We start from the raw sequence: 13,488 nt of genomic DNA, 5'->3' as shown, positions 1-13,488 counted from the left end.
AGGCGCGCGGACACGCATGTGCGCACGGAGACCGCAGCGGGTTCGCAACACGATCGGCGCGTACACCGAACGCCGAGTGAGCCCTCGGCCCGTGTGGCACTGCTCGGAACCGGCAACGTCGGCAAGGCCGTTCTCGACCGACTGGCAGGGTGGGCCGGCACCCCGCGCGGAGATTCGTTGGCATTGGTGCATGCGGGCAATTCCCGCGGCGCGCTGCGCGCCGAACTGCTTTGCCCCGCCGACGTCAGGCACCGGCTCCTGGACGGCAGTCCGTGGCAAGCCGATCCCGCACTGACGAACCTGTCAGGCGTCGCCGAAGCGCTTGCCGGCAATGGTCTGGCCCACCGCATCATCATCGACGCGACCGCGAGCGGCGACGTCGCCGACCACCACGCCCGCTGGCTGGCGCAGGGCATCCACGTGGTGACGGCCTGCAAGCTCGGACTGGGCACGACGCTGGAGCGCTGGCAGGACATCCACGACGCCGCGGCTCACGGCAACACCCGCTACGGCGACAGCGCCACCGTCGGCGCGGGCCTGCCGCTGCTGCGCAATATCCGCGACCTCCAGGCCGGCGGGGACACCATCCACGCCATCGCGGGCGTCCTGTCCGGATCGCTGGCGTGGCTGTTCAACCACTACGACGGCAAGAAGCCTTTCTCGGAACTGGTGGACGAAGCGCGGCAGGCCGGCTACACCGAACCGGACCCGCGCGAAGACCTGTCCGGCGATGACGTGCGCCGCAAGATCCTCATCCTCGCCCGAGCCGCCGGCGTCCCGCTGGCCAGCGACGAGGTGGAAGTGGAGTCGTTACTGGATCTGGCGGGCCGTGAGACGAGGCAAGACGGACATGGCGCGAGAGGCGAGGACCCCGTGGTTGCTCCGCCCCTCGACGCTCTGCTGCAACGGCTCCACCGGGCTGCAGCAGCAAAGGGCGAGCAACTGCGCTACATCGCCCGGCTGCAGAATGGCCGCGCATCGGTACGCCTGGAAACGTTGGACGCGTCGCATCCGCTCGCAAGCGGCGCCGGCACCGACAACAAGCTCGCAATCTGGTCAGACCGCTACCGCGACCAGCCATTGGTGATCCAGGGTCCCGGCGCGGGCGCGGAAGTCACCGCGGCGGGCCTTCTCGACGATGCATTGCGAATCGCGCGCTCAACATTCAACTGACAATTCGCGGGCGCGACCTGCAGACCTTTGTGGCGAATGTCCCCCGTCCTCCGCCTGCGGCAGAGGCCTCCTCCTTTATTTCGCCCCAAAGCTCCGCAGGTCACGCTGATGCTGGGACCATCGCCATGGTGACCAATGGGAGCGAACGCCCTTGGGTGTGAGGTAGAGGAGGAGGCACCGGCTTCACCGGTGCCGGATGACGTTACAACGGGCGCGAGTGCCCTTGGGAGCGAAATAAAGGAGAAGGCACCGGCTTCATCTGTGCGGCAAGCCATTACGAGGGAGCGGGTGCCCTTGGGTGCGAAATAAAGAAGGAGGCACCGGCTTCATCGGTGCCGGATGACATTCGCGCCCAAGGGCACCCGCTCCCGAGCTCCCGTCACCCCGCACCTCCAGCCGCTCAGCACTCGATAACGTTCACCGCCAACCCGCCCCGGCTGGTTTCCTTGTACTTGTCCTGCATGTCGCGCCCCGTATCGCGCATGGTCTTGATGACCTTGTCCAGGCTGACCTTCTGCGAACCGTCCCCGCGCATCGCCAGCCGCGAGGCGTTGATCGCCTTCACCGAGCCCATCGCGTTGCGCTCGATGCAGGGGATCTGGACCAGACCGCCGATCGGGTCGCAGGTCAGGCCCAGGTTGTGTTCCATGCCGATCTCCGCCGCGTTCTCGACCTTGACCGGACTGCCGCCGAGCGCCGCGGTCAGGCCGGCGGCCGCCATCGAACAGGCGACGCCGACCTCGCCCTGGCAGCCGACTTCGGCGCCGGAGATGCTGGCGTTTTCCTTGTAGAGGATGCCCACCGCCGCCGCGGTCAGCAGGAAGGTCCGCACGCCCTCGATGTTGGCGCCCGGGATGAAACGCTCGTAGTAGTGCAGCACCGCCGGGATGATCCCGGCCGCACCGTTGGTCGGCGCGGTGACCACGCGGCCCCCGGCGGCGTTTTCCTCGTTCACCGCTAGCGCGAACAGGTTGACCCAGTCGAGCATGGTCAGCGGGTCCTCCAGTCCGGCGTCCGGACGGGCGGAAAGATCGGCGTACATCGCCGGTGCACGGCGGGTTACCCGCAGCCCGCCCGGCAGCGTGCCCGGCGAGCGGATGCCGCGTTCCACGCAGGACTTCATCGCGTCCCACAACTGGTCCAGGCCGGCATCGATCTCGTCCGCGCTGCGCCAGACCTGCTCGTTGGCATGGATCATCTGGGCGATGGACAGGCCGCTGTCGCGCGCGCGCATCAGCAGCTCGTCGCCGGAGGAAAACGGGTAGGGCACCACGCTGGTGTCGGCGACGATGCGGTCCTCCGCCGCCTCGTCCTCGTTGACCACGAAGCCGCCGCCGACCGAGTAGTAGTCCCGCGTGGCGATCACTTCGCCCGCCGCGTCGTAGGCGGTGAAGCGCATGCCGTTGGTGTGGAAGGGCAGCTTCTGGCGCTTGTTCATGATCAAGTCGTGCTTCTCGTCGAAGCCGATCTCATGGCGGCCGTGCAGGCGGATGCGCTTCTCCCCGCGGATCCGCTCAAGCGTCGCCGGGATGATGTCCGGATCGATCCGGTCCGGCCAATGGCCTTCCAGACCCATCATCACGGCCTTGTCGGTGCCGTGGCCGCGCCCGGTCATTGCCAGCGAGCCGAACACCTCGGCGCGCACGCGCGCGGTGCGCTCAAGATCGCCGTTGTCGACGATCCAGCGCTCGATGAAGCGGGCAGCGGCGCGCATCGGCCCGACAGTGTGGGAGGAACTCGGCCCGATGCCGATCTTGAACAGGTCGAAACAGCTGACGGACATGCGGATCCAGTACTGAAAACAGCGGTGGGTGGGCGTGGCGACCGCTCAGGGTCGACGCTGGTTGGGCTTGAAAAGGTCGCGGCCAGCCGGCGCGCAATCGGCCCGATCAGTCCGCCAGGCGCTGGTAGCTTCCGTCGACGGTGCCGCTGCCGGCGTCCAGCGGACTCAGCGTGATCTGCTTGCCGGCCTCGTCGGCGGACACCTTGAAGTGCCACGCCAGGTTGCTGTCGGCGCCGTTGAGGGCGAGGCGGCAGTCGTCGGCCTGATAGGTCCACGAACCGCCACTGACTTCCGGTCGCTCGTGCAGCCACGAGTCGAAGCGGCGTTCGCCGTTCTGCGTGGCCAGCGAGAACTGCTCGAAGGTCCCCGCGTCGCCGCTGCGCTGCCAGTCGCCGATCAGGGCAGCCTCGGCAACATCGCACGCAGGTGCCTGCGCGGCCGTGGCGGAGGCCTGCTCGGCGCTGCAAGCGGCCAGTGAGAACATCAGCGCGGCGGAAAGAAAAAACCTGGTCACGGCTGCGGAGCCCTCCGGAATGAACGCCTATGATAGCCGCCGCCCCCGGGCCATTGCAGAGGCGCTCCGAGACGATGCAGCTGATCCTTTACCAGCGTGATGATTGCCACCTGTGCGACCTGGCGCTGCTGGAGTTGGCGCGCGCCGCGGTGCCGGACTTTGTGAGCGTGTTCATTGACGAGGATCCGGACCTGGAGCAGCGCTTTGGGGTGCGTGTCCCGGTGCTGCTCGATGTAGACACCATGCGGGAGCTGGCATGGCCGTTTGACGTGGACACCGTCCGGCACTGGCTGTCCGCTGGCGCATGACACGCTTGCCTCGGGCGGGAGTGCGTTGGTGCGCTCCCCGGCTTGTCCTACACCGCCGGGATCAATCGAGCTTGAACAGCGCCTCCGGCGCGCCGTAGTCCACCGCCCACGGCTGCCAGGCCATGTCGGTCGGGCCGATCGACTGGGCGCGAACGACCCATTCGCCGTCCTTCTTCTCCAGCAGGCCGGCATAGACCTGGGAGACAAAGCCGGCCTCGGCCGCCTCCGCCATCGGGGTGCGCGCGTAGTCCACCGGGCCACCGTCGCTGGCCTGCATGTGCGCGTAAAGGAACGCCCACTCGCCCTGAACCGCCAGTCGCTCGACCACGAACTGGACGGTGCGGCCGATCTCCTTGTCGATGGACTCGCGCGCGCTGTCGAGGACGGCAGCGCGCTCGGGGGATCCTGGATTGGGGATGTGCAACGCGGACGGTGTCTGGGCGTGGTTGGTTGGCATGCAGGCAAAACCCATCAGTAGGAACATCAAGAATGACAGGGTTCGCATGCGCGTCTCCTGACGGACCGGTGCGACCGGTCTATCACTTGCGTGGCGGCGTCAGGTACCAGGCGTTTCCGAACGGGTTGCCGTAGCTGACCTTCTGCGGGCCGGAGCCGCCAGCGGTGTTGTTGGAACCGATCAGGGTGATCTTGCCATTGTTGTTGCTGTGCACCAGCTCGACGTGCCCGCCGTTGTTGACGATGGCCACGTCACCCGGCCGCGCCTGCGACGCGGGAACCACCGTCCAGCCGGCGGCCTTCAGCTTCGTGCCCAGTGCCTGCGGGTTGCCGCTGTTGGAACCGGTCACCAGGTTGGTGTGGAAGTTGATCAGCCCCGCCTTTTGCAGGACGGCGGAGACGAAGTTGGCGCAGTTGACAGTGTTGGGGACGCTGGGGTCCATCGGCAGGTGGCCACTGACCTTCAGGTCGCCCGCCCACCAGCCCAGGTACTTCTCGGCGATCCTGGCGGCATCCGAGCTGCTGCCGCCCACCGGCGCGGGGGTATCGACCTTGCTGTCGCCGCGGACGGGGGGATTGCCGGGAGTTCCGGCCGCCGGGGCGCCCACGGCGGGGTTACCGGGGATGTGGACCGTCTGGCCGGGATGGATCAGGTGGATGTTGCGGATCTGCGGGTTGGCCGCGCTCAGCGCAGCCAGCGACACGCCGTGCTGCTGGGCGATTCCGCTCAGGGTGTCGCCGCTGCGGACCGTGTGGCTGGCCGCCGCCCCGCTGCCGCCGGGAATCTTGACGACCTGGTTGGGGAAGATCAGGTCGATGTTGCGGATCTGCGGATTGGCCGCGGCGAGAGCGGAGAGCGAGACGCCGTGCGCCTGCGCGATGCCGCTGAGGGTGTCGCCCGAGCGCACCGAGTAGGTTCCCGTGCTGGCTTGCGGCGCGGTCGGTGCAGGCGCCGTCGGAGCGGTGGGGGAGGTCGGCCCGGTCGACGTTCCGCCGCTGGCCACCGGCGGCGGGTTGCTGCCGGCGTACTTGGCGTAGGCGGCCGCCATCTTGCCGTCGTAGTTGTTCTTGGCGTAGCCGGGACCGTTGTAGCCGCGCGCAAAGCCGGCCCAGTCCTTGTTCTGCAGCTTGCCCTTCAGCCCGGCCGACTCGATGAAGCTGACGAACGCGTCCAGCTGGCTGCCCGCCGAGCTGCGCATCGCATCGACGAACTTGCCGACGCTGTCGTAGCCGACCATCTTGTGGTTGAAGCCCATGATCTGGAATTCGCCCCAGGAGGCCGACTTCATCGCTGCCACCGGGTCGAGCTTGAACGCCTGCTCGAAGCGGGCGTGCTGGTTGGCGCCGCCGGCGCCGTAGCCGCCCGGGGATCCGCTGATGCCCGGATGCGAGCCGTTGAAGCGCCCACCGGTCTCGCGGGCAAAGATGTGGCGCTCAAACAGGATCTTGGGTCGGCCATCGGCGAGGAAGCCGCCGCCGGAGGACTCCACATCCGCGACCGCGCGGACGGTCGCGACGTCCACGCCGAGGGTGTTGGCCGCGCGCTGGTAGTCGGCCATGGTCAGCTGGGTGGAGCCGGCCTTGGCGGCGGTGCTGCCTGCCGCGGCTTTGTCCGCTTGCACCGGGGCGCCGTCGGCACTGCTCTGCGCCTGGCCACCCGGCACCGCGATGCGGTCGCCGGAATAGATGACGTTGGGATTCAGGACCTGCGGGTTGGCGGCCTTCAACGTGGACAGGCTGACGCCGTACTGCTTCGCGATCCCCGACAGCGTGTCGCCGTGCTGGACGGTGTGCTGGCGGCCGCGGCCGGCGTCGATGCGTTGCGGCTGCGCCGCTGAGATTGCACTGAGAACAGTCATTCCCTGATCCTCGCGTTTGGGCGGTGACCTACGGTTGGCGGGTCATGCCTGCATTCCAACACTGCGGCCGGGCGGGGTCACTCGGGGCATCCCCCAGCTGGGGTTTACCCGAGGTTGGCGGCATTCACGGCGCGGGCGTCAGGTTGACCCGGGTGCTGACCGCCACCTTTGCCGGAATCATGCCCACGTCTGCCCAGTCACCGCCGCCGACGCCGAACGCCAGCCGGTCCACGCTGGCGCGCCCGGTGAGCACCGGCGTCGCGCCGTCCTGCCAGGTGAAGCTCAGGGTCACGGGCTGTTTCGCGTCGCGCAGGCTCAGGGTGCCGTCCGCCGCATAGCGGTCCTCGCCCAGATGGCGGAACCGCGTGGCGACGAAGCGGGCCTGCGGGAACAGCTTGCTGGCGAAGAAATCGCTGCCCTGCAGGGTCTGGTCACGCTCGGGGTTGGCGGTGGTCGCGGTCGCCAGCGGAACGGTCACGTCCAGCCGCGCCTGCTCCAGTTGCTGCGGGTCAAAGCGCATCGTGGTGGTGAAACTGGCGAAGTGGCCGGTGAAGATCTCGCCCTCAAAGCTGGAGGCAAAGGTCAGCGTGGAACCGGGCGCCTGCACGTAATCGGCGGCCAGCGCGCTGCTGCTGGCGAAGGCCAGGCCGGCTGCCAGCGACAACGCCTGCAGGAAGGAGGGGCGGGTGGGGAAGCGAGTCGCGCGCACGGTGGTGGTCATCACGGGTTCCGGTTGGAAGAGGGGAGCGGCGTCCGCCGGCCGGGCAGCATCCGCCGCAGCGTGCCGTCGCCGACAAAGTAGTGGTGGTAGAGCGCCGCGCCGGCGTGCATGACGATCAGCAGCGCCAGCACCCAGAAGATCCAGCCGTGTGCGTCGCGCGCGATTTCGCGCACGCCGGTATTGGGGCCAATGAGCTTGGGCACCTGGAACAGGTTGAACCAGCGCAGCGGACGCAGCCCACTGGCGGAGTCGAACAGCCAGCCCGACAGCGGCATGGCGATGATCAGCCCGTACAGCAGCCAATGGGTGACGCGTGCGAGCCACCGTTGCCAGTCCGGGATGCTCGCGATCGGGGTCGGCGCGCCGGCGTACAGCCGCCACGCCAGCCGGACCGCCGCCAGCGCGAGCACGGTCAGGCCCAGCGATTTGTGCAGGTTGAACACCCAGAAGTAGCTCGGCGACTTGGGCAGGCTGTCCAGCGACAGGCCGATGACCGCCATCGCCAGGATCGCCACGGCGATGGTCCAGTGCAGGAACTGGCTTACCGCGCCCCAGCGGTCGGCGGGGTTTCTCAGACTCATTGCAAAGCTCCGGATACGGGTTCGGATTCGGGTTCGGGTTCGGGCGTGAGTTGCGGTTCGGTTTCGGATGGAGGTTCCGGTTCGGGTGGGCGTCCGGCCGCGCGCGAGCGCACCGCTTCGGCCTCGATCCGGATGGTGACCTCATCGCCGATGACCGACGGCCAGGCGGTGATGCCGAAATCGCTGCGGCTCAACACCGCCGTGGCGGAAAAGCCGGCCGTGCGGCGGAAGGGCGGCATCGGATGGCGCTTGACCGCATTGACGGTGACGTCCATGCACAGCGGGCGGGTCACGCCGTGCAAGCTGAGCTCGCCGCATACGCGGATGCCGCCGCTGTCCGAGGCGACGGCGCTGTCGGAGGTGAAGCTGGCGGCGGGGTAAGCCTCCACATCGAGCAGGCGCGGCGCCAGCACCGCTCGGTTCCAGTCCGGGTCGCCCAGATCCGCGCGCGCCAGCGGCACACTGGCCTGCAGGCGCGTGCGCTGCCAATCGTCGGGATCGAAGACGAGCGTGCCGGTGCTGCCGGACACGGTGCCCAGCGCCTGCGAGAACCCGGCATGCGACACCGCGAACATCACCCGGGTGTGCACCGGGTCCAGGTTCCAGGTCGGTGCATCGCGCGCGCTGGCCGGCGCGGCAACGGCGAGCAGGCAGGTCAGCGCAGGAGCGAACCACGAGCAGTCGCCGACGCCGCGCTCCGCCGTGCCGGTCGGGCGTTGCCGATGGCGGGTGGACGGGAAGGAAGATTTGCCGTGCATGCCCCGATTCTAGACAGGTCCAGCGCTGACAGGTCCGTAACAGACAGGACCGTTACAGGCAGGTCCTATCTCGCAGGTCCGATCTGGCAGGACCGACGCCCGGCAGGCCCCGCCATGCGAGCGTGGGCGCGAACGACTTGCCCCGGCCGGCACAATCGTTGAAGGTTCGGCGGGGGAAGGCGCGGGAAGTGAAGCTCGCGCAGGTGCACAAAAAGGGGCTGGGATGCGACACATCATGGCGTGGCTGCTGCTGGTCACCTGCGGGCTGCTGCTGGCGCCGGCCGCGGGCGCGCGCGTGCCCGAGATTCCGCGACTGCGGCATATCGACGTGGCGGCCGGCCTTCCCTCGAGCACCGTCAAGAGCCTGAAATTCGACGCGGACGGCTTCCTGTGGCTGGCCACTACCGACGGGCTCGCGCGCTACGACGGCGTCGGCATGCAGGTGTGGCGGCACGACCCCACCGATCCGACCTCGCTGTCGGCCAACTTCGTCACGCTGGTCCACGTCGATCCGCAGGGTCGCATCTGGGTCGCCCCCGAAGGACACGGTCTGAGCGTGCTCGACAGCGCACACGAGCAGTTCCGGCATTTCCGCGTGGCGACCCATCCGGAGATCGGCAGCGACGACATCTGGGCATTGGTAAGCCACAAGGGCGCCCTGTGGATGGGCGGCTACGGGGGCGGCGTCTCGCGCATGGGCGCCGACGGGGCCATCAGCCGGTTCACGGCCAGCGATGAAAACCCGCGCAGCCTGCCGTCCGACATCATCCTGTCGCTGGCGGTGGATGGGCAGGGCACGCTGTGGGCGGGATCCACCAAGGGCCTGGCGCGCTGGACGGGCAGGGACTTCGAGCGCGTGGCGCTGCCCGGCGCTCAGCCGACGCCGATGATCTATTCGCTGGCGGCCTTCGATGGCCGCCTCTGGGTGGGGACGTCGGTTGGGGTGTTCCGGCTGGCCGCGGACGGCGGGTGGGACCAGCCGGAGTGGTCGGCGATGTTCGAGCAACCCAACGCGGTGCTGAGCATGCTGCCGGGCGAGGACGGCGAGCTGTGGATCTCGAGCCAGCGTCAACTGTGGCGGGTCGCCGACGGGCAGGTGCCGGTGCCGGTACCGGTCGGCGCCAAGGGTCCGGCGATCGCGATCGGGGAGATGGTCAAGCAGGACACCGGCGCGATCTGGATTCCGGTCCCCGGGGTCGGCCTGGGCTATCTGCCGGTTGATTGGCGCCGGATCGCCCAGTTCAGTCGCGACCATGATGGCCTGTCGGCCGACCTCTACAGCGCCATCGCGCCCGCGCGCGAGGGCGGCGTCTGGCTGGGCGGAATGCGCGCCGAGCTCGAGCGGCTGGATCGCGACGGCAACGTGATTCCGGTCAAGCCGGCGATCTTCGAGGCGCTGGAGGGCATGAGTTCCTACGCCCTGCGCGAGGACGCGGCGGGCCGCCTGTGGGTCGGCCAGCGCCGGCAGCTGGTACGGATCGACCTGCGCGGCGGTATCGCGCGCTGGGGACAGGATGGCTCGCGTGATGCGACCTTGCCCGGTCCACTGACGCTGATGGAACTGGCGCCTGACGGAACCCTGTGGATGTCCTTCGCCGGTGCGGGCGTGCAGCAGCGCGAGCCGGCCAGCGGCCGCGTCCTGCGCACGGTGCCGCCCGGGCCGGAGCACGGGCTGGGGATGGGCGACCACCACGCCATGGCCTTTGACGCCGGTGGCGCGCCCTGGTTTGGCGGGGCCGATGGCGTGCTGCGGTGGAGCGCGGAGGCCGGTCGGTTCGAACCTGTGCCGGGCATCGTCGGCGAAGGCCGGGTGTTTGCGCTCGGCTTTGACGGCGCCGACGATGTGTGGCTGCAGCGGCTGTCGGGTCTTGAGCACTACCGGCGCGCCGGCGACGGCTGGACGCAGGTGGCCACCATCGGCGCGCCGCAGGGCATCCCGGCGGTCGAAGGGGCCGGCCTGCAGATCGACCGGCTGGGCCGGGTCTGGCTGTCGACCCCGCGTGGCCTGTACCGGTGGGATCCGGAGGCCGGAAAGAGCCGCCATTTTGGCCTCTTCGATGGCTTGCGCAGCCAGGAGTTCGTCAACCGCACGCTGATGCAGACCCACGACGGGGTGATGGTGTCGGCGCAGGCCGATGGCGGTGTCGTGATGGTCGACAGCCTGGCGGCGGACCCGGCGCCGATCCGCTCGCCGCTGCACTGGGACCGCGTCGAGGTCCGGCGCGACGGGCGCTGGTTGCCGATGGACCTGCTCGGGCCGCTGGCGCTGGCGCCGGGCGACCGCGAAATGCGCGTGCAATTGCGGCTGTTGGCCTACGACAAGCCCAAGGCCAATGCCTACGTGACGATGCTGGAGGGCTACGACCATGCCTGGGTGGACCACGGCGCCGAGGGCGAGCGGATCTTCGCCGGACTGGCGCCGGGCAAGTACACCCTGCGCGCCCGCGCGCACGACGCCGTGGGCAACGAAGCGGCCGAGCAGGTGCTGCACTTCGATGTGTTGCCGCCGTGGTGGCAGACGGGCGCCGCCCGGCTCGCGCTGGTATGCCTGCTGCTGTTGATGGGGTGGTGGACGGTGCTGGAATCGCGTCGTCGCATCGAACGACGCCAGGCGTGGAAGCGCGCCGAACACGAGCGTGAGGTCGCCCATGAGGCCTCGCTGGCCAAGACCCGTTTTCTGGCCACCCTCGGCCATGAGGTCCGCACGCCGATGACCGGCGTGCTGGGCATGAGCGAGTTGCTGCTCGAGACCGCGCTGGATGCCCGGCAGCGAAGTTACGCGACCTCGATCCACCGCGCCGGCGAGCATCTGCTGCGGCTGGTCAACGATGCGCTGGACCTGGCCCGCATCGAGTCGGGCAAGCTGGAACTGGCAGCGGAGGTCTTCGACCTGCACGCGTTGATGGACGAGCTGGCCGAGATGAGCGCGCCACTGGTGGAGGCGCGCGGCCTGGCCTTCGTGGTCGACCGTGATCCCGCTACGCCGCGGCTGGTGCGCGGCGACGCGGTCCGGGTCCGGCAGATCCTGCTGAACCTGCTCGGCAACGCGGCCAAGTTCACCGAGCGCGGCTCGATCCGCCTGGCGGTCGCGCCGGCCGACGCCGGCGGCGTGGTCCTGTGCGTCAGCGATACCGGCCCGGGCCTCAACGCCGAGCAGGTGTCGCGCCTCTTTCGCCGCTTCGAGCAGGCCGACGGCTTGCGCACCGCCGCGCGCTACGGGGGCAGCGGTCTGGGCCTGGCCATCTGCCAGGAACTGGCGGCGGCGATGGGCGGCACGATCGAGGTCACCAGCGCGCCCGGCGAAGGCGCCAGTTTCGCCGTGCGCCTGCCGCTGGAAATCGTGGCCGATCAACCGCCGCACTCCCGCGTGATCGCGCCGCGCGAGCCGCTGCCGGCATTGGCGGACTCATCCCTTCCCACGTCGTCACCCGGCAAGACGGCCCCATCGTCAGCCGACTTGGATCCGGCCGGAAAGGCCGGCCTCTCGCTGCTGCTGGTGGAGGACGATCCGATCGTCGCCGACGTGATCATCGGTCTGCTGCACGGCCAGGGTCACGCGGTCGTTCACGCCGGTCACGGGCTGGCGGCGTTGGCCGAGTCGAGCATGACCCGCTTCGACGCGGCCCTGCTGGACCTGGACCTGCCCGGTCTCGATGGCCTGTCGCTGGCGCGGCAGCTGCGGGCGCAGGGTTTTACCCGGCCGCTGATTGCGGTGACAGCGCGCGCCGACACGGACGCGGAGCCACACGCACTGGTCGCCGGCTTCGATCGTTTCCTGCGCAAGCCGGTGACCGGGGCAATGCTGCGGGAGGCGCTGGCCGCCGCACGCTGAGGGATGCACGGGGGACGAAACCTGCAGGCCTTCCCGGCGAATGTCTCCGGGTCTCCGTCTGCTGACGCATTCGGTGGGCGAGACCTGCAGGCCTTCAGGGCGAATGTCCCCCGGCCTCCGCCTGCGGCGGAGGCCTCCTCCTTTATTTCGCCCCGAAGGTCTGCAGGTCTCGCTTGCGGGCACGCATGCACGCCCGGTCGGCGCTGGAGCCAACCTCAAGCCCGAAAGACGGGTGCGACTGCCCTTGGGTGTGAAATCAAGGAGGAGGCACCGGCTTCATCGGTGCCGGGGGACATTCACACCCAAGGGCAGTCGTTCCCGGCGTGACCAACCCAGCGCTGCCCGTGTCACCAACCCAGCCAGCGCTGATCGGTGTCGAGACCTCAGCGCGCGCTGAGCTCGTGCACCGCCTCGACCATCACCGCGACATGCTCGGGCTTCATGTCCGGCGACATGCCATGGCCGAGGTTGAAGACGTGACCCTCGCGCGAGCCGCCGTTGCCGTCGCGGTAGCTGTCGAGCGCGCGGCCGACATGCTGGCGGATCGCCTCGGGATCGGCGTACAGGGTGACCGGATCCAGGTTGCCCTGGATCGCCACCTTGCCGCCGGTGCGGCGCACGGCATCGGCCAGGTCGATCGTCCAGTCCACGCCCACGCCTTCTGCGCCGGTCTCGGCCAGCTCGCTGACGTAGGCGCCGTTGCCTTTGCCGAACAGGATCAGCGGCGTGCGGTCGGCACCGTGGCCGCGCTCGACCTCGGCGGCGATGCGCTGCATGTAGCGCAGCGAGAACTCGCGGTACATGGACGGCGACAGCACGCCGCCCCAGGTGTCAAACAGCTGCAGCGCCTGCGCACCGGCGGCGCGCTGCGCCGAGAGGTAGGCGATCACGGCATCGGTGGTCACGTCCAGCAATTGGTGCATGGCCGCCGGGTCGTTCATCGCCAGCGACTTGACCCGGGCAAAGTCCTTGCTGCCGCTGCCCTCGACCATGTAGCAGGCCAGCGTCCACGGACTGCCGGAGAAACCGATCAGCGGCACCTTGTTGTCGAGCTCGCGGCGGATCGTGCGGATCGCCTCCATCACGTAGCCCAGGTCGCTTTCCATGTCCGGCACGCCGAGTTTGGCGATATCGGCCGCGGTGCGGACGGGGCGCTCGAACTTCGGGCCTTCGCCCTCGACGAAATGCAGGCCCAGGCCCATCGCGTCGGGGATGGTGAGGATGTCGGAGAACAGGATCGCCGCGTCCAGCGGGAAGCGCCGCAGCGGCTGCAGGGTCACTTCACACGCCAACTCGGGATTGGTCGCCAGGCCCATGAAACTGCCGGCCTGGGCGCGGGTCGCGCGGTATTCGGGCAGGTAGCGTCCCGCTTGGCGCATCAGCCAGACCGGCGTGTGGTCAACGGGCTCGCGACGCAGGGCGCGCAGGAAACGGTCGTTCTGGGGCTGGATGGACAAGGCTGTGGTTCCTCGAAAAGTCGTTGCCCGGGCAGGGCAGGCGAAG

11 protein-coding genes are annotated in these 13,488 nt (G+C 69.1%); 3 read left to right on the top strand and 8 right to left on the bottom strand.

Annotation, left to right across the window (positions count from 1 at the left end; translation table 11 throughout):
- Positions 1-93: 93 nt before the first annotated feature.
- Positions 94-1,173 (top strand): homoserine dehydrogenase, encoded by a 1,080-nt coding sequence (locus INQ40_RS10000; RefSeq protein ID WP_228481987.1) that lies wholly within the window; start codon positions 94-96, stop codon positions 1,171-1,173.
- A gap of 400 nt (positions 1,174-1,573) precedes the next feature.
- Here INQ40_RS10000 and INQ40_RS09995 read toward each other — a convergent pair whose 3' ends face one another.
- Positions 1,574-2,956 (bottom strand): L-serine ammonia-lyase, encoded by a 1,383-nt coding sequence (locus tag INQ40_RS09995; protein ID WP_194340313.1) that lies wholly within the window; start codon positions 2,954-2,956, stop codon positions 1,574-1,576.
- A 106-nt stretch (positions 2,957-3,062) separates the two neighbouring features.
- Positions 3,063-3,470, bottom strand: coding sequence for a hypothetical protein (locus INQ40_RS09990; protein ID WP_194340312.1), 408 nt, complete (start codon positions 3,468-3,470; stop codon positions 3,063-3,065).
- Between the two features lie 74 nt (positions 3,471-3,544).
- On the opposite strand from INQ40_RS09990, the gene INQ40_RS09985 reads away from it, so the two are divergent.
- The gene (locus INQ40_RS09985) at positions 3,545-3,778 is read left to right on the top strand and encodes a glutaredoxin family protein (protein WP_194340311.1); all 234 of its coding nucleotides are present in this window, start codon (positions 3,545-3,547) and stop codon (positions 3,776-3,778) included.
- A gap of 61 nt (positions 3,779-3,839) precedes the next feature.
- Here INQ40_RS09985 and INQ40_RS09980 read toward each other — a convergent pair whose 3' ends face one another.
- From INQ40_RS09980 to INQ40_RS09960, 5 genes are all read right to left on the bottom strand, one after another.
- Positions 3,840-4,283 carry a hypothetical protein gene (locus tag INQ40_RS09980; protein ID WP_194340310.1) on the bottom strand — a complete coding sequence of 148 codons (444 nt, stop codon included), beginning with the start codon at positions 4,281-4,283 and terminating at the stop codon, positions 3,840-3,842.
- A 34-nt stretch (positions 4,284-4,317) separates the two neighbouring features.
- Positions 4,318-6,093 (bottom strand): N-acetylmuramidase domain-containing protein, encoded by a 1,776-nt coding sequence (locus INQ40_RS09975; protein WP_194340309.1) that lies wholly within the window; start codon positions 6,091-6,093, stop codon positions 4,318-4,320.
- A gap of 124 nt (positions 6,094-6,217) precedes the next feature.
- Entirely contained in the window at positions 6,218-6,814 is a 597-nt protein-coding gene (locus INQ40_RS09970; RefSeq protein ID WP_194340308.1) for a YceI family protein, read from the bottom strand.
- The gene (locus tag INQ40_RS09965; protein WP_194340307.1) at positions 6,814-7,395 is read right to left on the bottom strand and encodes a cytochrome b; all 582 of its coding nucleotides are present in this window, start codon (positions 7,393-7,395) and stop codon (positions 6,814-6,816) included. The genes INQ40_RS09970 and INQ40_RS09965 overlap by 1 nt, the downstream gene beginning before the upstream one ends.
- Positions 7,392-8,153 carry a YceI family protein gene (locus tag INQ40_RS09960; protein ID WP_194340306.1) on the bottom strand — a complete coding sequence of 254 codons (762 nt, stop codon included), beginning with the start codon at positions 8,151-8,153 and terminating at the stop codon, positions 7,392-7,394. Before INQ40_RS09960 ends, INQ40_RS09965 begins: the two co-directional genes overlap by 4 nt.
- A gap of 223 nt (positions 8,154-8,376) precedes the next feature.
- On the opposite strand from INQ40_RS09960, the gene INQ40_RS09955 reads away from it, so the two are divergent.
- Positions 8,377-11,985 (top strand): hybrid sensor histidine kinase/response regulator, encoded by a 3,609-nt coding sequence (locus tag INQ40_RS09955; protein WP_194340305.1) that lies wholly within the window; start codon positions 8,377-8,379, stop codon positions 11,983-11,985.
- A 383-nt stretch (positions 11,986-12,368) separates the two neighbouring features.
- Here INQ40_RS09955 and hemE read toward each other — a convergent pair whose 3' ends face one another.
- Positions 12,369-13,442 (bottom strand): uroporphyrinogen decarboxylase, encoded by a 1,074-nt coding sequence (hemE, locus tag INQ40_RS09950; RefSeq protein ID WP_194340304.1) that lies wholly within the window; start codon positions 13,440-13,442, stop codon positions 12,369-12,371.
- Between the last annotated feature and the right edge of the window lie 46 nt (positions 13,443-13,488).

The organism is Lysobacter sp. H21R4, assembly GCF_015277535.1.
In the GTDB taxonomy this organism is placed as follows: Bacteria; Pseudomonadota; Gammaproteobacteria; order Xanthomonadales; family Xanthomonadaceae; genus Novilysobacter; species Novilysobacter ciconiae.
The sequence above is the reverse complement of the archived record's forward strand: the minus strand, read 5'-3'. Positions and strand labels throughout refer to the sequence as shown.

Excerpts from the sequence above, each read along its gene's own strand:
- INQ40_RS09965 (WP_194340307.1), bottom strand. The coding sequence starts at position 7,395 with ATGAGTCTGAGAAACCCCGCCGACCGCTGGGGCGCGGTAAGCCAGTTC.
- INQ40_RS09985 (WP_194340311.1), top strand. The coding sequence starts at position 3,545 with ATGCAGCTGATCCTTTACCAGCGTGATGATTGCCACCTGTGCGACCTG.
- INQ40_RS09955 (WP_194340305.1), top strand. The coding sequence starts at position 8,377 with ATGCGACACATCATGGCGTGGCTGCTGCTGGTCACCTGCGGGCTGCTG.
- INQ40_RS09995 (WP_194340313.1), bottom strand. The coding sequence starts at position 2,956 with ATGTCCGTCAGCTGTTTCGACCTGTTCAAGATCGGCATCGGGCCGAGT.
- INQ40_RS09975 (WP_194340309.1), bottom strand. The coding sequence starts at position 6,093 with ATGACTGTTCTCAGTGCAATCTCAGCGGCGCAGCCGCAACGCATCGAC.
- INQ40_RS09980 (WP_194340310.1), bottom strand. The coding sequence starts at position 4,283 with ATGCGAACCCTGTCATTCTTGATGTTCCTACTGATGGGTTTTGCCTGC.
- INQ40_RS09970 (WP_194340308.1), bottom strand. The coding sequence starts at position 6,814 with ATGACCACCACCGTGCGCGCGACTCGCTTCCCCACCCGCCCCTCCTTC.
- INQ40_RS09960 (WP_194340306.1), bottom strand. The coding sequence starts at position 8,153 with ATGCACGGCAAATCTTCCTTCCCGTCCACCCGCCATCGGCAACGCCCG.